Here is a 24,823-nt window from a genome sequence, read left to right as displayed (position 1 = left end):
AGGCCCTCGCCTCCCGCACCACCTCCACCAGCCGGCCGACGAGGCTCTGCCACGGAGTCTCGTCCTGGTGTTCCAGCGCCTCGTCCCCCTTTGAGTCGGTGAGGGCCGGCGGTGGGTCGGTGCGGGCACCGGCCGCGTGCTGGTGGGCGCGCACGATGGTGGAATCCACCGAGATGTCCCAGTCGATCTCGCCGGCCGCGTCGGCCGCGGCCTGGACCTGTTGCAGGAGCCGTTCCCAGGTGCCGTTGGCGGACCAGAGCCGATGGCGCTCGTAGACGGTCTTCCACGGCCCGAACCGCTCGGGCAGATCGCGCCAGTGCACCCCGGTCCGCACCCGGTGAAGGATCCCGTCGATCACCTGCCGGTGGTCCCGCCACCGGCCACAACGCCCGTTGCTGACAGGCAGGAACGGCCGCAGCCGTTCCCACTCGGCATCTGTCAGATCACCCCGCCCCATGCCCGAACCAACGACCAGGGCAAGCAAAAGTCACATGATCGGCCGGACAGCTCCTAGTCGTGGTCCAGTGTCTAGTCGTGGTCCAGCAGCCGCCCCCGGCGGGAGAGCACGAAGTCGCGGAACGCCGCCACCGGCGGGGTCTGCGGTCGGCCCGCCGCCCAGGCCAGGCCGATCGCCCGGCGGGTGCGGGGCGCGGTGACCTCCAGCTCCACCACCCCGGGACGGGGTACCAGGGCGGGCGGCAGCAGGGCCACCCCGAGTCCCGCGGCGACCAGTCCGCGCAGCGTCTCGGCCTCCTCCCCCTCGAAGGCGATCCGCGGGCTGAACCCGGCCTCCGCGCAGAAGCCGTCAGTGATCATGCGGAGCCCGTAACCCTCCTCGACCGCGACGAACGGGTCCTGGGCCACCTCGCCGAGCCGGATCCGCCGCCGCCCGGCCAGCCGGTGGTCCGCCGGGACCGCGAGGAACAGCCGCTGTTCGTCGAGCTGACGGGCGACCAGGTCGGGCGCGTCCGGGATCGGCGAGACCAGGCACAGGTCCAGCTCGCCCGCCCGCAGCCGGTCGAGCATCGCCGCCACGTAGTCCTGCGCCAGCTGGAACCGCACCCCCGGGTGCCCGGCCCGGAAGCCGCGCAGCAGCGCGGGCACCGCGTCCGTCCCCATGGTGTGCAGGAAGCCGAAGGCGACCCGGCCCGCCGTCGGGTCGGCCTCGGCGCGGGCCGCCTCCGCGCCGCGTTCCAGTTCCGCCAGCGCCCGCTCCACCGAGCCGAGCAGCAGCCGGCCGGCCCTGGTCAGCCGGACCGTACGGCCCTGCCGGGCCAGCAGGTCCACGCCCAGTTCGGCCTCCAGCCGGGCCACGGCCCGGGAGAGCGTCGGCTGCGGCATGTCCAGCAGCTGCGCGGCCTGGGTGACGTGCTCCAGCCGGGCCACCGCCGCGAACTGCGCCAGCTGCGGGGCGAGTCGGACCACGGCCGCGTCCGGCTCCAGCTCGGCGGGCCGGACCGGCGGCGAGGTGCTCTCATGCGTCATGGCATGAATTCTGGCCGGTTCATGCATTGGACGCATCAAGCGGCGCGGTCCTACCGTCGAGACATGCCACCCGCCAGTACCGGGGCGCCCGCAGTGACACTGCCGGGCGCCCTTCCGCAGCCGTCCGCCACCGCCGCCGCCACCGTCTCCGTGCCCTCCTCCGGGACTGCGTCCGTGCCGGCCCCCGCCTCCGTGACCTCCGCCGGGGCCGACCACCGGCTGCGTCCCGGCGTCCGGGCCTTCCGCCGGGCCAACCTCGCGCTCTTCGCCGCCGGGATCGCCACCTTCGTCCTGCTGTACGCGACCCAGGGCCTGCTCCCGCTGCTCTCCCAGGACCTCGGCCTGACGCCCGGCCAGGCGAGCTGGACCGCCTCGGCCGCCACCCTCGGCCTCGCACTCGGCCTGCTCCCGGCCAGCGCGCTCTCCGACCGGTACGGCCGCACCGCCGTGATGACGGCCTCGATGGCCGCCGCCACCGGCTTCGCCCTGCTGCTGCCGCTCGCACCCGACCTCACCACGCTGACCGTCCTGCGGGCGGTGCAGGGCGCGGCACTGGCCGGACTGCCGGCCACCGCGATGGCGTACCTGGCCGAGGAGGTCCATCCGAGCGCGCTGGCCTCGGCGATGGGCCTGTACGTGGCGGGCAACTCGATCGGCGGCATGGGCGGTCGGCTGGTCTCCGGCTGGGCCGGCGCCGCCTGGGGCTGGCGCTGGGGGCTGGCCGCCTCCGCCCTGGTGGCCGTGGCCGCGGTGGTCGCGTTCCGGCTGCTGATCCCGCCGGCCCGTCAGTTCCGCCGGACCCCGGTCGATGCGCGGGCCGTCGCCCGGACCGTCGGCTCCCACCTGCGGGACCCGCTGCTGCTGCGGCTGTACGCCCTGGGCGCACTGTTCATGGCGGTCTTCGGCGCGGTCTACAACACCGTCGGGTTCCGGCTGATCGGGGCGCCCTTCCACCTGCCGGAGTCGATCGCCGCCTCGGTCTTCGTGGTCTACCTGGTCGGCACGGTCGCCTCCGCCAACGCGGGCCGCCTCACCGGCCGGCTCGGTCGACGCGGCACCCTGTACGTCGCGATCGGCACCACCGCCGCCGGTCTGCTGCTCTCGCTGGGCGGCTCGCTCGCCTGCGCCCTGCTCGGCCTGGTCCTGATCACCGCCGGGTTCTTCATCGGCCACGCCACCGCCTCCTCCTCGGTCGGCCGCACCGCCACCCACGGCCGGGCCCAGGCCTCGGCGCTCTACCTGATCGCCTACTACCTGGGCAACAGCCTCGGCGGCACCCTCGGCGCGGACGCCTACCACTCCTCCGGCTGGGCCGGCGCCGCCGCCGTCGGACTGGTCGCGATGACACTGGCCGCGGGCGTCACCCTGTACGCGACCCGGCAGGCGGTCCGCTCCCGCCGGCCGGGCGCCCCGACCTCGGTGCGGGCCTGACCCCGCTCCGGCCCGACCGCTCTCCGGCGGGTCGTGGACGTCCGGCCCGGCCCCGGCGGACGTCCACGACCCGCCGGTGACACACGGGGCGCACGGTGCGTAGGGTGTCGTCCCGGTAGGAGCTCTTCTCGGTCCCCGCCACTGACCTACCGCCCGGTCCGCCCTGCCCTCGCACCCGTGCGGGGGCCGCGTCCCGGGCCGTCCGGCCGTCCGGCCCCGACCGAGAGACGTGACCCGCGTGCATCCCGAGACCCCCGCCCAGCAGCAGCACCGCCGAACCCCGCGCAGCCGGCGCAGCCGCCGCACCCGCCGCGGCCCGGTGATCGCCGGCGTACTGGCCCTGTGCACCGCCGCCGCCCTGACCGCGGTCGCCCTCCGGCCCGACCACTCGGCCGCGGTCGCCGCCGCCTCGTCGACCACCGGCCCCACCGCGCCCGCCGGCCCTCCCCCGGCCGGCACCGCCATCCCCGGCCCGGCCGAGTCCCCGGCCGCCCCGGCCCCGAGCACCGCGGCCGCCTCCGCGGCCACCTCCCCGGCGGCGGCAGCCACTTCCGCCGGCGGCGCCGCCGACCTGGGCGGCTGCCCGGTCGCGCCCGCCGACTCGATCTGGCGCACCCGGGTCGACACCCTCCCGGCCTCGCCGCGCACCGCCGCGTACGTGGCGGCGATCGGCGCGGACAAGCACCTCAAGGCCGACTTCGGCTCCGGCACCTGGGAGGGCGCGCCGTTCGGCATCCCGGTCACCTCGGTACCGGCCGGCACCGCGACGGCCAAGGTCACCTTCGAGTACGCCGACGAGAGCGACCCGGGCCCCTACCCGATCCCGGCCGGCGCGCTGGTGGAAGGCGGTCCGAACGCGGACGGCGACCGCCATGTCATCGCCCTGGACAAGGCCGCGTGCAAGGTCTACGAGCTGTACGACGCACACCCGCAGGGCGGCGGCGGCTGGAAGGCCGGCTCCGGGGCCGTCTTCGACCTGCGCTCGAACGCGCTGCGCCCGGCCGGCCGGACCTCCGCCGACGCGGCCGGGCTGCCGATCCTGCCGGGACTGGCCCGCTACGACGAGGCGGCCACCGGCGTGATCGGCCACGCACTGCGGATCACCGTCCCCCGCAGCCAGGCCGCCTACCTCTGGCCGGCCCGCCACCAGGCGTCCGGCAGCACCGACACCGGTCTGCCGCCGATGGGCCTGCGCCTGCGGCTCAAGGCCGGCGTGGACATCTCCAAGCTCCCGCCGCAGGCCAGGGCGGTCGCCCAGGCCCTGAAGACGTACGGGGCGATCGTCGCCGACAACGGCTCCGCCTGGTACGTCAGCGGCACCCAGGACGACCGCTGGGACAACACGGCACTGGCCCGCCTCGGCGCCTTCAGCGGCAAGGACTTCGAAGCGGTCGACGTCTCCGGCCTCCAGCTCTCCCCCACCTCCGGAGCGGCCCGCCACCCCTGAACCCGGGACGGCACCTCCCGGCCCGGCTACACCTCGCGCGAGAAGTTCGCGTTCGGCGACGCCGTGCCGGTCGGCCCGTGGACGATCGACACCACCGGCCTGCGCACGTACGGCTGACCCGGCCACGTCGGGCTCCCGACCCGCGGGGCGCCCGACGTGGCCGGGGCCGGTGGCAACCGGGCCGTCAGGCCGCCGGCGAGTGGAACCGGACCTCGGCCTCGGCCCCCGGGACCACGTGGATGTCGAGCTCCGACTCCAGCGCCCCCGCCAGCCGCTCGAGCAGAGGCAGTGTGGGCACCGTGTCACCGCCCTCGATCCGGGAGATCTGCGGCTGCGTCATGCCTGCCCGCCGCGCCACCTCCGCCTGCGAGATCCCGAGTGCCGTACGGCGGTCGTACACCGCCTGACCGAGCGCGAGCGCATACCGGATCTCCCGCCGGACGGCAGTGACTTCGGGGTCCTCCGTGACTGCGTCGCCCAGCAGCGCACGGGTCCGGGCGGTCTGCCATGGGGAGTGGTTCATCGCAGCTCTGGATATCAGGCCGGGCGGCCACGACGACGGGCCAAGAGCCGATGTTCCTCCGATCGGGCGACAGCCCCGGGACGGCACCGCCCCCGGACAGCACCGTGCCCGGGCCGCACGGCGAGGGCGGCCCGGGCACGGTGTGCTTCAGGGCATCAGGCGATGCGGTCCAGCACGATCGGCTTCGGGGTGAAGGCGGTGCCCTCCGGGGAGATGGTGATGCCGCCGGCCAGCGCCTCCATCGCGTAGTCGTAGCGCTCCGGGGTGTCGGTGTGCAGGGTCAGCAGCGGCTGACCGGCCGTGACGGTCTCGCCCGGCTTGGCGTGGATCTCCACACCGGCGCCGGCCTGCACCGGGTCCTCCTTGCGGGCGCGGCCGGCGCCCAGGCGCCAGGCGCAGACGCCCACCGCGTACGCGTCCAGGCCGGTGAGCACACCGGAGGAGGAGGCGGTGACCACGTGCTGCTCGCGGGCGACCGGGAGCGGCGCGTCCACGTCGCCGCCCTGGGCGGAGATCATGCGGCGCCAGTGGTCCATCGCGGAACCGTCGCGCAGCGCGTCGGCCGGGTCCTTGCCGTGCACGCCCGCCGCGGCGAGCATCTCGCGGGCCAGCGCCAGGGTCAGCTCGACCACGTCGGCGGGGCCGCCGCCGGCCAGCACCTCGACCGACTCGCGGACCTCGAGCGCGTTGCCCGCGGTGAGGCCGAGCGGGGTCGACATGTCGGTGAGCAGGGCGACGGTGTTGACGCCGGCCGCCTTGCCGAGGCCGACCATGGTGCGGGCCAGCTCCTGGGCGTCGGGCAGGTTCTTCATGAAGGCGCCGGAGCCGACCTTGACGTCCAGGACGAGCGCGCCGGTGCCCTCGGCGATCTTCTTGGACATGATCGAGGAGGCGATCAGCGGGATCGCCTCGACGGTGCCGGTGACGTCGCGCAGCGCGTACAGCTTCTTGTCGGCGGGGGCAAGGCCGTCGCCGGCGGCGCAGATGACCGCGCCGGAGCCGCGCAGCACGTCCATCATCTCGTCGTTGGAGAGCAGGGCCCGCCAGCCGGGGATGGACTCCAGCTTGTCCAGGGTGCCGCCGGTGTGGCCGAGGCCGCGGCCGGAGAGCTGCGGGACGGCCGCGCCGCAGGCGGCGACCAGCGGGGCGAGCGGGAGGGTGATCTTGTCGCCGACGCCGCCGGTGGAGTGCTTGTCGGAGGTGGGCACGCCGAGGGCGGAGAAGTCCATCCGGACGCCCGAGCGGATCATCGCGTCGGTCCAGCGGCTGATCTCGCGGAGGTTCATGCCGTTCAGCAGGATCGCCATGGCGAGCGCGGACATCTGCTCATCGGCGACCTCGCCGCGGGTGTAGGCGTCGATCACCCAGTCGATCTGGGCGTCGGTCAGCTCGCCGCGGTCACGCTTGGTCCGGATGACGGAGGGGGCGTCCATTGGTTCTCCAAGAGGGTGGGGCACGTACTCAGGTGCGGGAGAAAAGCGAAGAGTGTCGCGGGAGGGCCCGGTCAGGGCCGCTCACGCGACACTCTACGCGCGTAACAAACGGAGCTGCTAGAGCCGCTCCGGCCCGAACGCGTCGGGCAGGACCTCGGCCATGGTCTTCACCCCGGAGGGCAGCTCGACCAGCAGCTCGGGCCCGCCGTGCTCGAACAGCAGCTGGCGGCAGCGCCCGCACGGCATCAGCAGCTCACCGGCGCCGTCGACGCAGGTGAAGGCGGTCAGCCGGCCGCCGCCACTGGCGTACAGCGCGGAGACCAGGCCGCACTCGGCGCACAGGCCCAGTCCGTACGAGGCGTTCTCCACGTTGCAGCCGGTGACGGTCCGGCCGTCGTCCACCAGCGCCGCCGCGCCGACCGGGAACTTGCTGTACGGGGCATAGGCGCGCGACATCGCGTCGCGGGCCGCCGCGCGCAGCGCCTCCCAGTCGGGAGCGGCCGGGGCCGTCACTTGCCCTGGCCCTTGCGGTAGATCTGGCCGTCGGCCTTCGGCGGACGCAGCCGCTGCGAGGCCGCCGCGAGCACCACCAGGGTGATCACGTACGGGGTGGCCACGATCAGCGGACGCTGCACCGAGTCGGTGGTGGCGTACCAGACCGACAGCGCGCCGGCCACCACGATGCTGATCAGCGCCGGGGTGTACTTGCGGCGGTAGGACTGCCAGAGCGCCAGCACGGCCATCGCCACGGCGACGATGATCAGCAGGACGTGCACGTTGTCCGCGTCGCGCAGCTGGAGGCTGTCGGTGAAGCCGAACAGGCCGGCGCCCATGGCGAGGCCGCCGGGCATCCAGTTACCGAAGATCATCGCGGCGAGACCGATGAAGCCTCGGCCCTGGGTCTGGCCGTCCTTGTAGAAGTGCGAGGCGACCAGCGAGAGGTACGCACCGGCGAGACCGGCGAACGCGCCCGAGGCGATGACCGCGATGTACTTGTACTTGTAGACGTTGACGCCCAGCGACTCGGCCGCGGTCGGGTTCTCACCGCAGGAGCGCAGCCGCAGGCCGAAGACCGTGCGCCAGAGCAGGAAGTAGCTCAGCACCAGCAGCGCGGCGGCGATCACGATCACCACGGACAGGTTGGTGACCAGGCCGCCCGCGATGCCCGCGATGTCGGAGACCAGGAACCAGTGGTGCGCCTCGATCGTGTCCAGCCACGGCGACAGGCCGGGGATGGTGATGTTCGGCAGCGAATCGGCCGGCGGCGACTGGTTCGCACCGGCGCCGAAGGCCACGTAGTCCTTGTAGTAGATCTTGTTGACGTAGGCGCAGATGCCGGGGATCAGCAGGTTGATGCCGACACCGGAGACGATGTGGTCGACGCCGAAGGTGACGGTGACGACCGCGTGCAGCAGACCGCCGAGCGCGCCGCCGGCCATGCCGGCCAGCAGGCCGACCCACGGGTTGACCAGGTAGCCGGCCCAGGCGCCGCAGAAGGTACCGGCGACCATCATGCCTTCGAGGCCGATGTTGACCACGCCGGCCCGCTCGGACCACAGACCGCCGAGACCGGCCATCGCGATCGGCACGGCCGCGCCGAGGGCGGCGGTGATCTGGCCGGAGGCGGTCAGACCGTGGTTGCCGGTCATGGTGGCGACGATCGAGACCAGCAGCAGGGCGCCGGCGATCAGCAGCAGCACCACCGGCCAGGTGATCTTGTGCTTCTTGGCAGGAGCGCTGCCCGGCGACTTCGGCCGGGTCGAGGTTGCGGTGCTCATGCGGCCACCTCCTTGTTGGCGGCCGCAGCGGCCTGCGCGGCGAGTTCGGCGCCGACCTTCTGCTGCTGGCGCTTGAGGCCGTAGCGCCGCACCAGCTCGTAGGCGACGACGACACAGATGACGATGGTGCCCTGCATGACGGCGACGATCTCCTGCGGGAAGTCACCCTGCAGCGGCAGCTGCACCGCGGTGACGTCCATGAAGGCGAAGAGCAGTGCCGAGAAGACGATGCCGATCGGGCTGTTGCGGCCGAGCAGCGCGATGGCGATGCCGGTGAAGCCCAGGCCCTGCTGGAAGCTGGTGCCGTAGGTGTACGAGCTCTGCAGCAGGGTCGGCATGCCGATCAGACCGGCCAGCGCGCCGGAGACGGCCATGCTGGTCAGGACCATCCGCTTGACGTTGACGCCGGAGGCCTGGGCGGCGCTCTCGGAGCGGCCGGTGGCGCGCAGGTCGAAGCCGAAGCGGGTGCGGTTCAGGGTGAGCTGGAAGCCCACGCCGACCAGGATCGCGATGATGAAGAAGCCCCAGAGCGTGCCGCCGGCCGTCTCGATCGAGAAGAAGTGGCTGGACTGGGAGATCGGCGCGGTCTGGATGGAGTTGCTGGAGCTGCCGGTCTTCGGCGCGAAGATGCCGGGCACCAGCAGCAGGCCGACCACGGCCAGCGAGATCGCGTTCAGCATGATGGTCGAGATGACCTCGCTGACACCGCGGTAGACCTTCAGCACACCGGCGATCGAGGCCCAGATGCCACCGGCCAGCATGGCGGTGACCAGCAGCAGCGGGATCTGGATGAACGCGGGCAGGTCGATCTGGCTGCCGATGTACGCCGTGAACAGCGCGGCGATCCGGTACTGGCCCTCGACGCCGATGTTGAACAGGTTCATCCGGAAGCCGAAGGCGGCGGCCACGGCGGCCAGGTAGTACGTGACGCCCTTGTTGATGATCTGGACCTGGCCGTCCGAGGCGGTGCCGTACGTGAACATCACGTCGAACGCCTTGAACGGGTCACGGCCCGAGCTCAGCAGCAGCAGCGAGCAGATCACCAGCGACAGCAGGACTGCGAGCACCGGCGCGGCCAGCCCGAGCGCGATGCGCTCCAGGTCGAACCGCTGGCCAAGCGGGCGCTTGGCGGGGGTGGGACTGGTCATGTGGGTTACTCCCCCGCCTGCGGGTCGTCGGCGGTCTCGGTGGGCTCGGCCGGGGTGTCCACGGCGGACTCGGCCTCGGCGGACTCGGCCTCGGTGCCTTCGGCGGCCACGGCCTGCGCCTCGGCCAGCGCCTCGGCGTCCGACTCGATGTGGCCCTTGGCCGCACCGGTCATCGCGGTGCCCAGGTCCTCGGCGGTGACGGTGGCCGGGTCGGCGTCGGCGACCAGGCGGCCGCGGTAGATCACCCGGATGTGGTCGGACAGACCGATCAGCTCGTCCAGGTCGGCGGAGATCAGCAGGACCGCCAGGCCCGCGCGCTGGGCGACCCGGATCTGCTCCCAGATCTGGGCCTGCGCGCCGACGTCCACACCACGGGTGGGGTGGGCCGCGATGAGCAGCTTGGGGTCGTGGCTCATCTCGCGGCCGATGATCAGCTTCTGCTGGTTGCCGCCGGAGAGCGAGGCCGCGGTGACCTCGATGCCGGGGGTGCGGACGTCGTACTCCTCGACGATCCGCAGGGTGTCCTTGCGGGCCCCGGCCGGGTCCAGCAGGAAGCCCTTGGAGTTCGGGGACTCGGTCACGTGACCGAGCATCCGGTTCTCCCAGAGCGGGGCCTCCAGCAGCAGGCCGTGCCGGTGGCGGTCCTCGGGGATGTAGCCGATGCCGGCCTCGCGGCGGGCCCGGGTGAGGGTGCGGGTGAGGTCCTGGCCGTCCAGGGTCACGGTGCCCGAGTCCAGCGGGAGCATGCCCATGATGGCCTCGACCAGTTCGGCCTGGCCGTTGCCCTCGACACCGGCGATGCCGAGCACCTCGCCCTTGCGGATGCGCAGCGAGACGTCGTCCAGGACCACGCGCTCGACGCCCTCGGCGTCGGCCTTGGCGATCCGCAGGCCGTCGACGCGGAGCATCTCGACGTCGGTGACGGTGGACTCGCGGCTCTCCGGGGAGGGCAGCTCGGCGCCGACCATCAGCTCGGCGAGCTGGCGGGCGGTGACGGTCTTCGGGTCGGCGTCGCCGACCGTGGTGCCGCGGCGGATGACGCTGATCGCGTCGGCGACCGCGAGCACCTCGTGCAGCTTGTGCGAGATGAAGATGACGGTGACGCCCTCGGCCTTGAGCTCGCGCAGGTTGCCGAAGAGCGCGTCGACCTCCTGGGGCACCAGGACGGCGGTCGGCTCGTCGAGGATCAGGATGCGGGCGCCGCGGTAGAGGACCTTGAGGATCTCGACGCGCTGGCGGTCGGCCACGCCGAGGTCCTCGACCAGGACGTCCGGGCGCACGCCCAGGCCGTACTGGTCGGAGATCTCCTTGATCTTCGCCTTGGCCTTGGCTCCTATCCCGTGCAGCTTCTCGCCGCCCAGGACCACGTTCTCCCAGACCGTCAGGTTGTCGGCCAGCATGAAGTGCTGGTGCACCATGCCGATCCCGCGGTCGATGGCGTCGCCGGGAGTGCTGAACTCGACCAGCTCGCCGTTGATCTTGATCGTGCCCTCGTCCGGCTTCTGCATGCCGTAGAGGATCTTCATCAGGGTGGACTTGCCGGCGCCGTTCTCACCCATCAGCGCGTGCACGGTGCCGCGCCGGACGGTGATGTCGATGTCGTGGTTGGCCACCACACCGGGGAAGCGCTTGGTGATGCCGCGCAGTTCGACGGCCGGTGTCGCCGTCCCCGCGCTGGGGCTGCCGCCCGTGCTGGGGGTGGGGTCGGAAGCGGTGATGGCGATCTCCTGGGTGGTCGTCGGGCGCGTCGTTGCGCAGGAGAGATCTGGAGAGATCAGGGGCGGGGACGGGAGGGGGCCCGGTCGGTACGCGGTTTCGCGTACCTGCCGGGCCCCTCCCCTTGCTGCGAGTCGGGCGTCAGCCCGCCGCCGGGCAGGCGGCGGCGGGAGACGGGACCGGGATCAGCTCTGCGGGGCGGTCGGCACCTTGGTGGCGCCGGAGGTGATCGCCTTCTGGGCGTCCGCGAGCTTGCTCTGGATGTCGTCGATGTGACCGCCGGTGGTGGCCAGCGAGACACCCTGGGCGCTCAGGTCGAAGTTCTTGACACCGGTGAGCGGGCTGCCGTCCTTGACCGACTTGATGTAGGTGTACACGGCGGTGTCCACGTTCTTCACCATCGAGGTGAGGATGTGGTCCTTGTACTTCGCCAGCGCGGGCTGGGCGGCCTGGTCGGAGTCGACACCGATGGCCCACTTGCCGGCGGTGGAGACGGCCTCGATCGCACCGGCGCCGGAGGAGCCGGCCGCGGCGTAGATGACGTCCGCGCCCTTGTCCAGCTGGCCCTGGGCGGCTTCCTTGCCCTTGCCCGGGTCGTTGAAGCCGCTGAAGTCCGGCGGGGTGGTGAGGTAGGTGACGTCGACGACGATGTTCGGGTCGACGGACTTGGCGCCCGCGGTGTAACCGGCCTCGAACTTCTTGATCAGCTCGGACTGGACACCACCGATGAAGCCGATCTGGTGGGACTTGCTCTTCGCGGCGGCGGCGACACCGGCGAGGTACGAGCCCTCCTGCTCCGAGAAGGTCAGCGAGGTGACGTTCGACGGCTGGTCGGCCGAGGCGGAGTCGATGATCGCGAACTTGACGTTCGGGTTGTCCTTGGCGACCTTGTTGACCGCGTCCTGGTAGACGAAGCCGACCGCGATGACCGGGTTGTAGCCCGCGGTCACCAGGCTCTTGAGGCGAGCCTCCTTGTCGGACTCGGCCTCACCGGTCTTGGCCTCGGCCTCGTTGACCTGGACGCCGAGCTCGGCCTTGGCCTTGTCGAGACCACGGGCGGCGGAGTCGTTGAACGACTGGTCGCCACGGCCGCCGATGTCGTAGGCCATACCGACCTTGATGCCGGACGAGCCGGAGGCGCCGGCGGAAGCGGAAGTGCTGTCGGTGCTCTTTGCGCCGCAGGCGGCGAGCGAAGCGATGCCCAGGGAACCCGAGAGCATCACCGCGGCGAGCTTGAGTGAACGGCGCAAGGGATTATCTCCTTCTCACACACCCGTTTGGCGTGGTCGAGCGCCACCGTAACGCGCGTAGAACACGGTTGGGTTACGGCCTGCCAGGGCATTCGGGTTGTTATCAAAATGTGGTCCGACTTCAGGATGAATCCGGACATAGCGCCACAGTTGTTCAACCGAATGTCACTACCGAGTGATACCGGACAACCACCCTATGCCCAACCGGCCCCGGCCGTCACAAGCCGCGCCGCCCAAGGGCCGAGGCCCTCACCACGGGCCTCGGCCACTCGAACAGCGCCGGTCCGGGCCCCTACAGCGGGTGACCGGCCGGCGGGTACAACCGCCGGTCTCCTCAGACCCGGCCGTGCCCCAGCGCCAGCGCGGCGAACAGCTCCACGCCGACCCCGATCGCCCGCTCGTCCACGTCGAAGTCGCCCTGGTGCAGGTCCCGGACGCCCTTCTCGTGCGGGCCCCGCACCCCGAGCCGGGCCAGCGCCCCCGGTGCGTGCTCCAGGTACCAGGAGAAGTCCTCGCCGCCGAGGCTCTGCTCGGTGTCCTCCACCACCGGGCCGCGGCCGGCGAACCGGGCCGTCATCGCCGCGTCCAGCTGGGCGATCGACTCCTGCTCGTTGACCACCGGCGGGACGCCCCGGTGGTAGTCCAGCTCCCACTTGGCCCGGTGCGTCTCGGCGATCCGGCCGATCAGCTCGTGCAGCACCTCGGGCGCCTCCCGCCAGCCCGCCAGCTCCAGGCAGCGCACGGTGCCCTCCAGCTCGGCCTGCTGCGGGATCACGTTCGGTGCGGAGCCGGCCGCGATCCGGCCGAAGACCAGGCTGACCCCCCAGCGCGGGTCCATCCGGCGGGCCAGCGCGGCCGGCAGCTCCGCGGCCATCCGGGCCACCGCGGTGACCAGGTCGGTGGTCAGGTGCGGCCGGGCGGTGTGGCCGCCGGGGCCGCTCAGCCCCAGCAGCAGCCGGTCGCAGGCCGAGGTGATCGCGCCGACCCGCAGCCCGATCCGGCCGACCTGCACCTTCGGATCGCAGTGCACCGCGAAGATCCGGCCGACCCCGGCCATCCCGTCCGCCTTGATCACGTCCAGCGCGCCGCCCGGCATGACCTCCTCGGCGGGCTGGAAGAGCAGCCGGACCGGCTGCTTCAGCTCGCCGGTCCTGGCCGCGCCCGCCAGCACCAGCGCGGTGCCCAGCACCACCGCGGTGTGCACGTCGTGGCCGCAGGCGTGGGCCCGGCCGGGCAGGGTGGAGCGGTACGGCGCCTCGGTCTTGGCGTCCTCGATCGGCAGCGCGTCGATGTCGGCGCGGAAGGCGAGGAAGGGGGTGCCCGACGGGGTGCCGTCCGGGACGATGTCCACGATCATGCCGGTGCCGCCGGGCAGCACCCGCGGCTCCAGGCCCGCTCTGACCAGTCGCTCCCGCAGCAGCCTGGTGGTACGGAACTCCTGCCGCCCGAGCTCCGGGTGGCGGTGCAGATCCCGCCGGAACGCGATCAGCTCGGCCTCGTAGACCCGTACCCGTGCGCGGAGGTCCGGACCCGGACCGGCCGGGGCGCGGTCGTCGGCGGTGGCGAGGGCGGCCCGGCGGGCGGGCTGAGGATCGTTCACCTCAACAAGACTAGGCCGGTGGAGGGTTTTTGGCCCGACTTCCCCGGAAGTCGTCCCCGGATGGGTGCATACCGAACGCGCTACTGGGTATGACATCTCGTTTCAGCCGCCTTCCCCGACAGTTCCCCGCCCTGTGCAACGAACGCCCGGCCGGACGGACACGGTGACCGGTGTGACCGGGGCGGCTGGTGTGGCGCCCCGCTCGGCAACGGCTTCCCCTCCCCGCGGTCATGTCCGGGCAAAGCTTTCGGACGCGCTCTTGAGCTGCGCACAACAGTCCGAATAAACAGCTAGCGCACAGTCAACTTCCGCGCCGGCGACGGATCATCCGTCGTCGGCCCGGTCCGTCATGCCCTCACAAGGGTCACCTGACGGTCCATCGATCCGAGAAGTGGGGACCCGACGTGCCAGCAGCACGCAACCGGCTCTCCCGGGCCTACGCCGCGGCACCCGCCGCCGCGCTGATCCTGGGAACCCTCGCGGTGGCCGCCCCGGCCACCGCCGCCACCCCGGCCGACGGCGGCGCGGCGCCCGCCGCCCGGCAGCTCGCCGGGACGCACCCGGCCTGGGCCACCGCGCAGGCCGACCAGGGTGCGGTCGCCGACTCCGCCCCCGCGACCGCCCGCATCTACCTGGCCGGCCGGGACGCCAAGGGCCTCGCCGACCTGGCCCGGCAGCTCTCGGACCCGTCCTCCCCCGCGTACGGTCAGTACCTGACCACCGAGCAGACCAAGGCCCGCTTCGGGGCCTCCCCCGAGCAGGTCGCGGCGGTCACCTCGTGGCTCACCTCGGCCGGGCTGACCGTGGGCGAGAGCACCCCGCACTACCTCCAGGTCTCCGGCACCACGGGCGCGCTGGCCAAGGCCCTCGGCACCGCCTTCCACACCTACCGCGCGCCGGACGGCTCCAGCCGCCGGGCGCCGGCCGCCGACGTCACCCTGCCGGCCCAGGTGTCCGGTTCGGTGCTCGCGGTGGGCGGGATAGCCACGAGCACGCAGACCAACGTCTCGCACGCGATATCCGTCCGCGACGCCGAGGCCAAGGCCGACGCGCAGGCCGCCACCGCCTTCGCCGCCCGCGGCGTCACCGCCGACAAGAAGCCGGCCGCCACCCTGCCGACCGAGCCGACCTGCTCCGAGGACGGCTACGGCTCGAAGACCGCCAAGGGCGCGCCCGACGGCTACGAGAAGAACGAGCCCTTCGCGCCCTGCTCGTACATCCCGAGCCAGGTGCGCAAGGCCTACGGCGTGACCGACGCCAAGGTCACCGGCAAGGGCGCCCGGATCGCCATCATCGACGCGTACGGCCTGCCGACCATGGAGCAGGACGCGAACCACTTCTCGACCGCGCACGGCGACCAGCCGTTCGCGGCCGGCCAGTACCGCGAGATCGTCACCCCGGACAAGTGGGTGCACCAGGACGACTGCGGCGGCCCGGACGGCTGGGCCGGCGAGGAGGCGCTGGACGTCGAGATGGCGCACGGCCTCGCGCCCGGCGCCCAGGTCACCTACGTGGGTGCCAACTCCTGCTACGACGACGACCTCAACGCCGCGATGGCCAAGGTCGTCGACGAGCACCTGGCCGACGTGGTCTCCAACTCCTGGGGCGAGATCATGCACGGCAAGAGCGGGGACATCGACCCCGCCGTGGTCGCCGCCGACAACCAGGTGTTCCAGCTCGGCGCGGTCCAGGGCATCGGCTTCACCTTCTCCAGCGGCGACTGCGGGGACAGCTCCCCGGGCGCCGCGGCCACCGGCGTGAACTGCCAGGCCGACAGCAACCAGGCGCAGGCCGACTGGCCGTCCGCCTCGCCGTGGGTCACCTCGGTCGGCGGCACCGCGCTGGAGCTGGACAACAAGGCCGGCCGCTACGGCCACGAGGTCTCGATGGGCGACCAGCGCTCGGTGCTCTCCGCCGACCAGAAGTCCTGGGACCCGTACCCCGGCTTCTTCTACTTCGGCGGTGGCGGCGGCGTCTCCAAGGACTTCGCGCAGCCCTGGTACCAGCACGGCGTGGTGCCGGACTCGATCGCGAAGACCGCGGCCGACGGCACCAAGTCCGCGACCCCGCTGCGGGCCACCCCGGACGTCGCGATGAGCGGTGACCTGGTCGCCGCCACCCTGGTCGGCTTCACCGCCGGCGGCACCTACAGCGAGGGCGGCTACGGCGGCACCTCGGTCTCCGCCCCGGAGTACGCGGCCATGCTGGCCGACGCCATCGAGGTGCGCGGCGGCCGGGCGATCGGCTTCGCCAACCCGGCCATCTACGACCGGGCCCACAGCGACGCCTTCCGCGACGTGAACGACTCCGCCGTGCACACCAAGTTCGGCAACGTGGTCGACCTCGGCGTGGTCAGCGGCTCGCTGCGGGTGCGCCTGTACAAGCTGGCCTCCGACTACGGCCTGAAGGCCACCTGCGGCTACGACACCGCGACCGGCGTCGGCACCCCCGGCAAGGACTTCTTCAAGTCCTTCAAGCTGCCCCGCCACTGATCCACCCGGTTCGGACGGCCCCGGTGCGCACCCGCGCGCCGGGGCCGTCCGGCGTCCGGGCGGGCGCCCTTGAGATGATGCGGGCACAGGGCACCCCGGACATCTCAAGGAGTGGCAATGACCGAGCACAAGGTGGCCGTGGTCACCGGTGCCAGCAGCGGGATCGGCGCGGCGACCGCCCGCCGGCTGGCCGAGGACGGCTTCGAGGTGGTGGTCACCGCGCGGCGCGCCGACCGGATCGAGGCACTGGCCAAGGAGATCGCGGCGGCCGGCGGCACCGCCCGGGCGTACCCGCTGGACGTCACCGACCGGGCCGCGGTGGACGCCTTCGCCGCCGAGGTCGGCCCGGTGCACGTGCTGGTGAACAACGCCGGCGGGGCGATCGGCGCGGAGAGCGTCGAGGACGGCGACCCGGCCGACTGGCGGGCGATGTACGAGGTCAACGTGATCGGCGTGCTGAACGTCACCCAGGCGCTGCTGCCCGCGCTGCGCGCCACCGGCGACGGCACCGTGCTGGTGATGAGCTCCACCGCCGCGCTGGCCGCGTACGAGGGCGGCGGCGGGTACGTGGCGGCCAAGCACGCCGCGCACACCATCGCCGCGACGCTGCGGCTGGAACTGGTGGGCGAGCCCATCCGGGTGATCGAGATCGCCCCCGGCATGGTGAAGTCCGAAGGCTTCGCGGTGACCCGGTTCCGCGGCGACGAGACCAAGGCGGCCGCGGTGTACGCGGGCGTGGCCGAGCCGCTCTCCTCCGCGGACGTCGCCGACACCGTCTCCTGGGCCGTGACCAGGCCCGCGCACGTCAACATCGACCTGCTGGTGGTCCGCCCGCGCGCCCAGGCGGCCAACCACAAGGTGCACCGCGAGCTGTGAGCCGGCACCGGGACGGCCCGGGCGCCACGGTGCCCGGGTGGTCCCGGTCCACTGACACATAGGTGTCAACGTCACAACTTGATAGCTCGTTCGAGTGAATTCTGCGCGCCCTCTGCCCAACTGATGAGCCCTCAACTACCGTGGTGCCGCTGCTCGGCCCGGCGCGCCACCGGTCGGCCCGACCCCTTTCGCCCCGGTACTCCCTGCCCTCCGCCAGCCCTACTTTCGTCTCTGCCATCACGGTTCACCGGTGCCCCGGCCTGCCCGCCGCTCGCCCACGGCCCGGCACCGCCCTTCCCGCCCTCACGAGGAGGACCCGCTGGCCAGCGACATCCCGCCGCAGCGTCTCGACGCGCGGACGGCACCGTCCCTGCTCGGGCTTCACCGCTTCAACGAGGCCGACGCCGGTGCTGCGGAGGAGGCCCTGCTGGCCTGCTGCGGCAGCCACCGCTGGGCGCTCCGGCTCACCGCCCACCGCCCGTACCCCGATATAGAGTCCCTGCTCGCCGCCGCCAGCGAGGCCTCCTACGACCTGCGCCCGGCCGACCTGGCCGAGGCACTGGCCGACGAGAGCTGGATGCCGCAGCCGCTGCTCGGCATGCGCGCCCCCGGCAGCCAGGCCGCGCACACCGCGCTGCGGGCCGCCCACGCCGCGTACGAGGCCCGGTTCGGCCACGTCTTCGTGGTCTGCCTGGAGGGCGTGGTGCCCGAGGAGATGCTCGACACCGTGCTCACCTCGATCCGCACCCGGCTGGCCAACGAGCCCGACGAGGAGCGGCTGACCGCCGCGGACGAGCTGCGCCGGATCGCCCTCACCCGCCTCGAACACCTGGTCGCCACCCACTCCGCACCGGCGTCCCACTAGGGCCGTCGGGAGCGGCAACGAACATACGGGCCGGCGCGTCGCGCGACGGTCGAGGCGTTCGAACAAGCACCCCTAGGATGCTCAGGCGCAGAAGGGCCGGTCCGCGGACGGCAGACCGCCCCCTGCAGCCCGATCAGCCTGCCAGAGGGAGCTCTTGATGAAACGTCGCCTTGCCGCCACCGGGGTCGCCGCAGCGGTGGTCGCCGGTCTGCTCATCGGCGCGCCGGCCGCCTCGGCGGCCGACGGGTCGTGCACGTCGTACAAGGACATGACCGTCAAGCGCTCCGGCACGTTCTCCTTCATCTCCGTCCCCACCACGGCGGGCGGGTCGCTCTCCTGCGTGATGCGCCGCGGCGCCCAGGGCCAGGCGGTCAAGGCGCTCCAGTACTCCCTGCAGCGCTGCTACGACCCGAGCATCGCGGTCGACGGCGCCTACGGCCCGGCCACGGAGAAGGCCGTCATGAACGTCCAGCACATCGCCCGGATCTCGGCGGACGGCGTGTACGGCCCGGACACCGCCGCGAAGACCCTGTGGTGGGCCACCAAGTCCTCCCTGGAGTACTGCACCTACCTGCCGTGACAGGGCCTCGGTGACAGCCGACCGGGAATCCCGCTCCGCTCAGCCCCGCTGGGCCGAGCGGAGCTTGGCCAGCTGGGCGCGGACCACGGCGGGGTCGGGCTCGGCGGCCGGCTCGCGGCCCGCGCCGACCGTGGAGAAGACCGCCAGCGCCGTCCCGACCCGGGCCAGCAGCGCCCGCTGGGCCAGCACCACGGTCCCCGATTCATCCGTCAGGGTGAACGCGGTGGCCGCGTCCGCTCCCTCCGGCGTGGGCGTGTCGACCCGGGCCAGCCGGTGCCGGGTCCGGCCCTCCGGCTGCGCCGGGTCACCGGCCGGCCCGCCGGACGGCCCCGCGGCCAGCCCGGAGGTGAAGGCCGTGCAGTGCGCCAGCAGCCGGTCCAGCTCGGTCTGCAGCCGCTCGGCCCGGCCCGCCGGGAAGGCCAGCAGCCCGGTGTAGACCGCGGCGTCCCGGTGGCCGTCCCGGACCACGCTCAGGTCGGTCTCGGCGGCGGGCCCGGACGCCGCCTTGCCCGGGGCCAAGGCGTCCAGCACCGGCTGGCAGGCCGGCACGTCGGCGCTCTCCCGGCCTTCGGCGGCGGTGTCGTGGCCGGGATCCATCAGGGTCACGGTGTACCCGGGCCCGAGGTCGGCCCCCGCCAGCGCGGCGGCCCGCAGCCCGGCCGCGTCCAGCTCCCGTCCGGCCGGCGCCCGGTCGGCGGAGGGGGCGACGGTGGTGCATCCGGCGGTGGCGAGCAGCAGCAGGGCGCCCAGCAGCGGGCGGGCGGTGCGGTCGGGCACGAGTGGTCCTGACGGGGAGGCGGGTGCGGCGCGGACCCGGGCACCTTAGCGCGTCCATTCGGCTACTCAGCGTGACAATTCCCGGCGCCGTTAGCCCGGGAGTGCCTGTTTGATCACACCTGAGGCCCCCGGGGGCGGTTGCCCAGACGGCGTCGATAGGATGCTGGCGGCCGGTGGACCGTACCCGGCCGGGCTGACCGACACCGAAGCCGGCCGAGCCCCCAATCCGCTTCCGGAGGGTTTTCCGTGCCGGCTGGAACGCTGTACCGCGGCCGGGAAGGCATGTGGAGCTGGGTGGCTCACCGAGTCACCGGCGTCCTCATCTTCTTCTTCCTGTTCGCACATGTCCTCGACACCGCACTGGTGCGCGTGTCCCCCCAGGCGTACGACTCCGTCATCTCGACGTACAAGACGCCGCTCGTGAACCTGATGGAGTACGGCCTCACCGCCGCCATCCTGTTCCACGCGCTGAACGGCCTGCGGGTCGTCGCCGTCGACTTCTGGTCCAAGGGCCCGAAGTACCAGCGCCAGATGCTCTGGAGCGTCGTCGGCGTCTGGGTCGTCCTGATGGCCGGCGCGTTCTACCCGATCCTGCAGCACACGCTTCGTACCTGGTTCGGGGGCTGATCCGCGATGTCGACCGACACTCCCGCCGACCTGGTGGTCCCCTCCCTCCAGGCGCACACCGGCCAGGGCCTGGGCACCGGCAACCCCGCCGACGCCCTGGTGGTCGAGCCGGCCCGGGCCCGCTCCAAGCGGACCCCGCGCCGCACCCGCACCAACTTCGAGATGCTCGCCTGGCTGTTCATGCGCCTGTCGGGTGTCGTCCTGGTGGTGCTGGTGCTCGGCCACCTGCTGATCAACATCGTCCTCGACGGCGGCGTCTCGAAGATCAGCTTCGCCTTCGTGGCCGGCAAGTGGGCCTCGCCGTTCTGGCAGTTCTGGGACCTGCTGATGCTGTGGCTGGCGATGCTGCACGGCTCCAACGGCATGCGCACGGTCATCAACGACTACGCGGAGAAGGACGCCACTCGTCTGTGGCTGAAGGGCCTCCTGGGTGTCACGACCGTCTTCACGGTCCTCCTCGGCACCCTGGTGATCTTCACCTTCGACCCGAACATCTAGTCGGTAACGAAACCGGACGAGGCGACCTACCCCCATGCAGATTCACCAGTACGACACCGTCATCGTCGGCGCGGGCGGCGCCGGCATGCGCGCGGCCATCGAGTCGACCCAGCGCAGCCGTACCGCCGTGCTGACCAAGCTCTACCCCACCCGGTCCCACACCGGCGCGGCCCAGGGCGGCATGTGCGCCGCCCTCGCCAACGTCGAGGAGGACAACTGGGAGTGGCACACCTTCGACACGGTCAAGGGTGGTGACTACCTGGTCGACCAGGACGCCGCCGAGATCATGTGCAAGGAGGCCATCGACGCCGTCCTCGACCTGGAGAAGATGGGCCTGCCCTTCTCCCGGACCGAGCAGGGCCGGATCGACCAGCGCCGCTTCGGCGGGCACTCCCGCAACCACGGTGAGGCGCCCGTCCGCCGCTCCTGCTACGCGGCCGACCGCACCGGTCACATGATCCTCCAGACGCTGTTCCAGAACTGCGTCAAGCACGGCGTCGAGTTCTTCAACGAGTTCTACGTCCTGGACCTGCTGATCAACGACGGCAAGACCGCGGGCGTCGTCGCCTACGAGCTGGCCACCGGCGAGATCCACGTCTTCCAGGCGAAGGCCGTGGTGTTCGCCTCCGGCGGCACCGGCAAGATGTTCAAGGTCACCTCCAACGCCCACACCCTCACCGGTGACGGCCAGGCGGTGGCGCTGCGCCGCGGCCTGCCGCTGGAGGACATGGAGTTCTTCCAGTTCCACCCGACGGGCATCTGGCGGATGGGCATCCTGCTCACCGAGGGCGCCCGCGGCGAGGGCGGCATCCTGCGCAACAAGGACGGCGAGCGCTTCATGGAGCGCTACGCCCCCGTCATGAAGGACCTGGCGTCCCGTGACGTGTGCTCCCGCGCGATCTACTCGGAGATCCGGGCCGGCCGCGGCTGCGGCCCCGACGGCGACCACGTCTACCTGGACCTGACGCACCTCCCGCCGGAGCAGCTGGACGCCAAGCTCCCGGACATCACCGAGTTCGCCCGCACCTACCTCGGCATCGAGCCCTACACGGACCCGATCCCGATCCAGCCCACCGCGCACTACGCGATGGGCGGCATCCCGACCAACGTCGAGGGCGAGGTGCTGGCCAACAACACGGACATCATCCCGGGCCTGTACGCGGCCGGCGAGGTCGCCTGCGTCTCCGTGCACGGCGCCAACCGCCTGGGCACCAACTCGCTGCTGGACATCAACGTGTTCGGCCGCCGCGCGGGCATCGCCGCCGCCGAGTACGCCGACAAGTCCGGCTTCGTCGAGCTGCCCGCGAACCCGGCCGAGAAGGTCGAGGCCATGATCGACGGCCTCCGCGAGTCGACCGGCACCGAGTCCGTCGCGCAGATCCGCAAGGAGCTGCAGGAGTCGATGGACGCCAACGCCTCGGTGTACCGCACCGGCGACACCCTCAAGCAGGCCGTCACCGACATCGCGGCGCTCAAGGAGCGCTACAAGAACGTCGCGATCCAGGACAAGGGCATGCGCTACAACACGGACCTCCTGGAGGCCGTGGAGCTCGGCAACCTGCTCGACCTGGCCGAGGTGCTGGCCGTCTCCGCGCTCGCCCGCGAGGAGTCCCGCGGCGGTCACTACCGCGAGGACTTCCCGACCCGCGACGACGTGAAGTTCATGCAGCACACCATGGCGTACCAGGAGGTTGCCGCGGACGGCACCACCTCGATCCGCCTCGACTACAAGCCGGTCGTCACGACCCGCTACCAGCCGATGGAGCGTAAGTACTGATGAGCACTCCGACTGTGGAGAAGCACTCGGCCGCTCTGGACGCGGCCGAGGCGGGCGGCACCGAGCTGATCACCGTGACCCTGCGGATCCGCCGGTTCAACCCGGAGGAGCACGCGGACCCGGTGTGGGTCGACTACCAGCTGGAGATGGACCCGAAGGAGCGCGTCCTGGACGCGCTGAACAAGGTCAAGTGGGAGCAGGACGGCACCCTCACCTACCGCCGTTCCTGCGCGCACGGCATCTGCGGCTCGGACGCGATGCGGATCAACGGCCGCAACCGCCTGGCGTGCAAGACCCTGATCAAGGACGTCAACCCGGAGAAGCCGATCACGGTCGAGGCCATCAAGGGCCTCGCGGTCCTCAAGGACCTGATCGTCGACATGGACCCGTTCTTCCAGGCGTACAAGGACGTCATGCCGTTCCTCATCACCGAGGGGAACCAGCCGACCCGCGAGCGCCTGCAGTCCGCCGAGGAGCGCGAGCGCTTCGACGACACCACCAAGTGCATCCTGTGCGCCGCGTGCACGTCGTCCTGCCCGGTGTTCTGGAACGACGGCCAGTACTTCGGCCCGGCCGCGATCGTCAACGCGCACCGCTTCATCTTCGACTCGCGCGACGACGCCGCGGAGCAGCGCCTGGAGATCCTGAACGACCGTGAGGGCGTCTGGCGCTGCCGGACCACCTTCAACTGCTCGGAGGCCTGCCCGCGCGGCATCGAGGTCACCAAGGCGATCCAGGAAGTGAAGCGGGCCCTGGTGACCCGCCGCTTCTGATCCGGGAGTCCCGGAACCGCGAAAAGGCGGCGCCCACCGTGGAGACGGTGGGCGCCGCCTTCGGCGTGCCCGGGCGGGGTTCAGGCCCGCTTCAGCGCCCGCACCCCGCGCACCCCGATGACGCCGATCCCGACGCCCAGCACAAGCGAGGTGACCGCGAGCAGCAGGTGCACCCAGAAGAAGGCGGTGGGCTGGGAGTGGTCCCCGTTGGTGAAGGCCTGGCCGCCGGAGTCCTTCCAGAGGTTCTTGACGAAGGTGGTCCAGATGATCAGGGACCAGACGCCGAAGGCGGCGAGGAACCAGGAGACGGGGCGGCTGAGCTTCATGGCGGTCCTTGCTGGCGGGGTGGTCGCGGTCCGACTGCCAGTATGAGCAGTCGGCCGGACGGATCAGCCGCCGGCACCCGTTCGAAGGACCGCGGCGGCGCGGCGGGCCACCGGCGCCCCCGCCGGGTACGGTCACGCAATGCAGAGCGTCCGTCACATCGCGTACAGCGGCGCAGCCCTGGCCCTCGGCCTGCTGTGCCTCGCTCCCGTCGCCGTGGCCGCCCCGCAGGACGGGCCGCCACCTGAACGTCCTCCGGTCGGTGGTGAGCTGCTCGGCCGGTCCGGTGTGCAGGTCATGCCGAAGGAGGGCGCACCCGCACTCCCCGGCGACCTGACCGGCCAGTCCTGGCTGATCGCCGACGGCGGCACCGGGGAGGTGCTGGCCTCGTACAACGCGCACCAGCAGTTGCCGCCCGCCAGCACGCTGAAGATGCTCTTCGCCGATGTGGTGCTCCCCAAGCTGGACCGGATGGCGATGCACAGGGTCGATCCGGAGGAGCTGATGGGGATGGGGGCGGGCAGCAGCCTGGTGGGCATCAAGGAGGACCTGGACTACCGGGTCGACGACCTGTGGCGGGGGGTGTTCCTGAGTTCCGGCGCGGACGCCGTGCGGGTGCTGGCCACGATGAACGGCGGTGTGCAGCAGACCGTGTCCCAGATGCAGTCGCTGGCCCAGCGGCTGGGGGCGCTGGACACCCACGTGGTCACCCCCGAGGGGTACGACGAGGACGGCCAGGTCTCCTCCGCGTACGACCTCACGCTGTTCGCCCGCGAGGGGCTGCGCAACCCGGACTTCCGGGCGTACTGCTCGACCAAGGAGGCCCAGTTCCCGGGCGCCTTCGACAAGGTCAGCGGCCAGCGCGGCAGCTTCGGGATCGCCAACACCGACCGGCTGCTCGGGCGCTACCCCGGGCTGATCGGGGTCAAGAACGGCTACACCACCAACGCGGGCGCGACCTTCACCGGCGCGGCGGTGCGCGACGGGCGGACCCTGCTGGTCACCGTGATGCGGCCGAACAACGGCTCGCGGGTCTACGACGAGACGGCGGAGCTGCTCGACTGGGGCTTCGCCGCGGCGGGCAAGGTGACCCCGGTCGGCAAGCTGGTGGACCCGGGCACCGCCCCGACCCCGGAGCCCGCCCGGCCCGCCGCCTCACCGGCACCGGCCCAGCCCGACCCGGTCCGGATCGCCCAGCCCGCGCAGACCCCGCAGACCGTCCCGGCGGGCTCTGCCGACAAGGGCGGTGCGGGCCTGGCCGGCACCCTCGCGGGCGTGCTGTGCATGACGGTCGGCGCCCTGGTCGCCCTGCGGGCCCGGGCGGTCCGCCGGCGGCGCGCCGCGGCCCTCGCCGCCGCCGCGGCCCAGCCGCTGGACGGGATCATGGTCCCGGCCGGCGCCACCGCGATCAGCGCCCGCTGAC

23 protein-coding genes are annotated in these 24,823 nt (G+C 72.3%); 11 read left to right on the top strand and 12 right to left on the bottom strand.

Annotated elements, in window-relative coordinates; translation table 11 throughout:
* Positions 1-457, bottom strand: a 457-nt coding sequence (locus tag AC2TEW_RS14315; protein ID WP_484623711.1) for an IS5 family transposase, incomplete at its 3' end; no start/stop codon positions are given.
* A gap of 71 nt (positions 458-528) precedes the next feature.
* Positions 529-1,485: a LysR family transcriptional regulator gene (locus tag AC2TEW_RS14310; RefSeq protein ID WP_484623710.1), complete on the bottom strand. Its 957-nt coding sequence runs from the start codon at positions 1,483-1,485 to the stop codon at positions 529-531.
* Between the two features lie 63 nt (positions 1,486-1,548).
* Here AC2TEW_RS14310 and AC2TEW_RS14305 point away from each other — a divergent pair, with 63 nt between their 5' ends.
* Together AC2TEW_RS14305 and AC2TEW_RS14300 are read left to right on the top strand one after the other, a co-directional pair.
* Positions 1,549-2,916 carry an MFS transporter gene (locus AC2TEW_RS14305; RefSeq protein WP_484623709.1) on the top strand — a complete coding sequence of 456 codons (1,368 nt, stop codon included), beginning with the start codon at positions 1,549-1,551 and terminating at the stop codon, positions 2,914-2,916.
* A 229-nt stretch (positions 2,917-3,145) separates the two neighbouring features.
* Positions 3,146-4,363: a hypothetical protein gene (locus tag AC2TEW_RS14300; protein WP_484623708.1), complete on the top strand. Its 1,218-nt coding sequence runs from the start codon at positions 3,146-3,148 to the stop codon at positions 4,361-4,363.
* 184 nt (positions 4,364-4,547) lie between these two features.
* Here AC2TEW_RS14300 and AC2TEW_RS14295 read toward each other — a convergent pair whose 3' ends face one another.
* The 8 genes from AC2TEW_RS14295 to AC2TEW_RS14260 form a co-directional block, all read right to left on the bottom strand.
* A complete protein-coding gene (locus AC2TEW_RS14295; protein WP_484623707.1) occupies positions 4,548-4,886 on the bottom strand; it encodes a helix-turn-helix domain-containing protein in 339 nt (112 codons plus the stop codon).
* A gap of 155 nt (positions 4,887-5,041) precedes the next feature.
* Positions 5,042-6,319: a thymidine phosphorylase gene (locus tag AC2TEW_RS14290; protein WP_033818507.1), complete on the bottom strand. Its 1,278-nt coding sequence runs from the start codon at positions 6,317-6,319 to the stop codon at positions 5,042-5,044.
* Positions 6,320-6,436: 117 nt separating this feature from the next.
* Positions 6,437-6,832: a cytidine deaminase gene (locus AC2TEW_RS14285; RefSeq protein WP_484623706.1), complete on the bottom strand. Its 396-nt coding sequence runs from the start codon at positions 6,830-6,832 to the stop codon at positions 6,437-6,439.
* A complete protein-coding gene (locus tag AC2TEW_RS14280) occupies positions 6,829-8,097 on the bottom strand; it encodes an ABC transporter permease (protein ID WP_484623705.1) in 1,269 nt (422 codons plus the stop codon). The genes AC2TEW_RS14285 and AC2TEW_RS14280 overlap by 4 nt, the downstream gene beginning before the upstream one ends.
* The gene (locus AC2TEW_RS14275) at positions 8,094-9,245 is read right to left on the bottom strand and encodes an ABC transporter permease (protein ID WP_484623704.1); all 1,152 of its coding nucleotides are present in this window, start codon (positions 9,243-9,245) and stop codon (positions 8,094-8,096) included. The genes AC2TEW_RS14280 and AC2TEW_RS14275 overlap by 4 nt, the downstream gene beginning before the upstream one ends.
* Before the next feature lie 5 nt (positions 9,246-9,250).
* Positions 9,251-10,861, bottom strand: a complete 1,611-nt coding sequence (locus AC2TEW_RS14270) for an ABC transporter ATP-binding protein (RefSeq protein WP_484623703.1) — start codon at positions 10,859-10,861, stop codon at positions 9,251-9,253.
* Positions 10,862-11,146: 285 nt separating this feature from the next.
* Positions 11,147-12,211, bottom strand: coding sequence for a BMP family lipoprotein (locus tag AC2TEW_RS14265; RefSeq protein ID WP_484623702.1), 1,065 nt, complete (start codon positions 12,209-12,211; stop codon positions 11,147-11,149).
* A gap of 334 nt (positions 12,212-12,545) precedes the next feature.
* Entirely contained in the window at positions 12,546-13,811 is a 1,266-nt protein-coding gene (locus tag AC2TEW_RS14260) for an amidohydrolase (RefSeq protein WP_484623701.1), read from the bottom strand.
* Positions 13,812-14,215: 404 nt separating this feature from the next.
* Here AC2TEW_RS14260 and AC2TEW_RS14255 point away from each other — a divergent pair, with 404 nt between their 5' ends.
* From AC2TEW_RS14255 to AC2TEW_RS14240, 4 genes are all read left to right on the top strand, one after another.
* On the top strand, positions 14,216-16,303 hold the full coding sequence (locus AC2TEW_RS14255) for a S53 family peptidase (RefSeq protein ID WP_484623700.1): 2,088 nt from the start codon (positions 14,216-14,218) through the stop codon (positions 16,301-16,303).
* Positions 16,304-16,420: 117 nt separating this feature from the next.
* Complete coding sequence (locus AC2TEW_RS14250) at positions 16,421-17,179, top strand: SDR family oxidoreductase (protein WP_484623699.1); 759 nt, start codon at positions 16,421-16,423, stop codon at positions 17,177-17,179.
* 319 nt (positions 17,180-17,498) lie between these two features.
* Positions 17,499-18,044, top strand: coding sequence for a 2-oxo-4-hydroxy-4-carboxy-5-ureidoimidazoline decarboxylase (locus AC2TEW_RS14245; protein WP_484623718.1), 546 nt, complete (start codon positions 17,499-17,501; stop codon positions 18,042-18,044).
* 157 nt (positions 18,045-18,201) lie between these two features.
* The gene (locus tag AC2TEW_RS14240; protein WP_484623698.1) at positions 18,202-18,624 is read left to right on the top strand and encodes a peptidoglycan-binding domain-containing protein; all 423 of its coding nucleotides are present in this window, start codon (positions 18,202-18,204) and stop codon (positions 18,622-18,624) included.
* 39 nt (positions 18,625-18,663) lie between these two features.
* On the opposite strand, the gene AC2TEW_RS14235 is transcribed toward AC2TEW_RS14240, so the two are convergent.
* Positions 18,664-19,401, bottom strand: a complete 738-nt coding sequence (locus AC2TEW_RS14235) for a hypothetical protein (RefSeq protein WP_484623697.1) — start codon at positions 19,399-19,401, stop codon at positions 18,664-18,666.
* Positions 19,402-19,647: 246 nt separating this feature from the next.
* Between AC2TEW_RS14235 and sdhC the strand changes: the two genes are divergently transcribed.
* The 4 genes from sdhC to AC2TEW_RS14215 are packed head-to-tail and all read left to right on the top strand — an operon-like array spanning position 19,648 to position 23,076.
* Entirely contained in the window at positions 19,648-20,028 is a 381-nt protein-coding gene (gene sdhC / locus AC2TEW_RS14230) for a succinate dehydrogenase, cytochrome b556 subunit (protein WP_033822823.1), read from the top strand.
* A gap of 6 nt (positions 20,029-20,034) precedes the next feature.
* Positions 20,035-20,526, top strand: a complete 492-nt coding sequence (locus AC2TEW_RS14225) for a succinate dehydrogenase hydrophobic membrane anchor subunit (RefSeq protein ID WP_033822824.1) — start codon at positions 20,035-20,037, stop codon at positions 20,524-20,526.
* A gap of 34 nt (positions 20,527-20,560) precedes the next feature.
* Positions 20,561-22,303: a succinate dehydrogenase flavoprotein subunit gene (gene sdhA / locus AC2TEW_RS14220; protein ID WP_484623696.1), complete on the top strand. Its 1,743-nt coding sequence runs from the start codon at positions 20,561-20,563 to the stop codon at positions 22,301-22,303.
* On the top strand, positions 22,303-23,076 hold the full coding sequence (locus tag AC2TEW_RS14215; protein WP_033822826.1) for a succinate dehydrogenase iron-sulfur subunit: 774 nt from the start codon (positions 22,303-22,305) through the stop codon (positions 23,074-23,076). The genes sdhA and AC2TEW_RS14215 overlap by 1 nt, the downstream gene beginning before the upstream one ends.
* A gap of 80 nt (positions 23,077-23,156) precedes the next feature.
* Here the strand turns inward: AC2TEW_RS14215 and AC2TEW_RS14210 are convergent, their stop codons facing one another.
* A complete protein-coding gene (locus AC2TEW_RS14210) occupies positions 23,157-23,402 on the bottom strand; it encodes an SCO4848 family membrane protein (protein ID WP_484623695.1) in 246 nt (81 codons plus the stop codon).
* Positions 23,403-23,541: 139 nt separating this feature from the next.
* Here AC2TEW_RS14210 and AC2TEW_RS14205 point away from each other — a divergent pair, with 139 nt between their 5' ends.
* A complete protein-coding gene (locus tag AC2TEW_RS14205) occupies positions 23,542-24,822 on the top strand; it encodes a D-alanyl-D-alanine carboxypeptidase family protein (protein WP_484623694.1) in 1,281 nt (426 codons plus the stop codon).
* Position 24,823: the final 1 nt, after the last annotated feature.

It is taken from the genome of Kitasatospora sp. NEAU-CNBT7 (assembly GCF_057220535.1).
This window is presented reverse-complemented; position numbering and strand designations above follow the sequence as displayed.

Coding starts and splice junctions, on each gene's coding strand:
- AC2TEW_RS14305 (WP_484623709.1), top strand. CDS start 1,549: ATGCCACCCGCCAGTACCGGGGCGCCCGCAGTGACACTGCCGGGCGCC.
- AC2TEW_RS14290 (WP_033818507.1), bottom strand. CDS start 6,319: ATGGACGCCCCCTCCGTCATCCGGACCAAGCGTGACCGCGGCGAGCTG.
- AC2TEW_RS14275 (WP_484623704.1), bottom strand. CDS start 9,245: ATGACCAGTCCCACCCCCGCCAAGCGCCCGCTTGGCCAGCGGTTCGAC.
- AC2TEW_RS14225 (WP_033822824.1), top strand. CDS start 20,035: ATGTCGACCGACACTCCCGCCGACCTGGTGGTCCCCTCCCTCCAGGCG.
- AC2TEW_RS14295 (WP_484623707.1), bottom strand. CDS start 4,886: ATGAACCACTCCCCATGGCAGACCGCCCGGACCCGTGCGCTGCTGGGC.
- AC2TEW_RS14210 (WP_484623695.1), bottom strand. CDS start 23,402: ATGAAGCTCAGCCGCCCCGTCTCCTGGTTCCTCGCCGCCTTCGGCGTC.
- AC2TEW_RS14280 (WP_484623705.1), bottom strand. CDS start 8,097: ATGAGCACCGCAACCTCGACCCGGCCGAAGTCGCCGGGCAGCGCTCCT.
- AC2TEW_RS14240 (WP_484623698.1), top strand. CDS start 18,202: ATGAAACGTCGCCTTGCCGCCACCGGGGTCGCCGCAGCGGTGGTCGCC.
- AC2TEW_RS14310 (WP_484623710.1), bottom strand. CDS start 1,485: ATGACGCATGAGAGCACCTCGCCGCCGGTCCGGCCCGCCGAGCTGGAG.
- AC2TEW_RS14205 (WP_484623694.1), top strand. CDS start 23,542: ATGCAGAGCGTCCGTCACATCGCGTACAGCGGCGCAGCCCTGGCCCTC.
- AC2TEW_RS14250 (WP_484623699.1), top strand. CDS start 16,421: ATGACCGAGCACAAGGTGGCCGTGGTCACCGGTGCCAGCAGCGGGATC.
- AC2TEW_RS14215 (WP_033822826.1), top strand. CDS start 22,303: ATGAGCACTCCGACTGTGGAGAAGCACTCGGCCGCTCTGGACGCGGCC.
- sdhA (WP_484623696.1), top strand. CDS start 20,561: ATGCAGATTCACCAGTACGACACCGTCATCGTCGGCGCGGGCGGCGCC.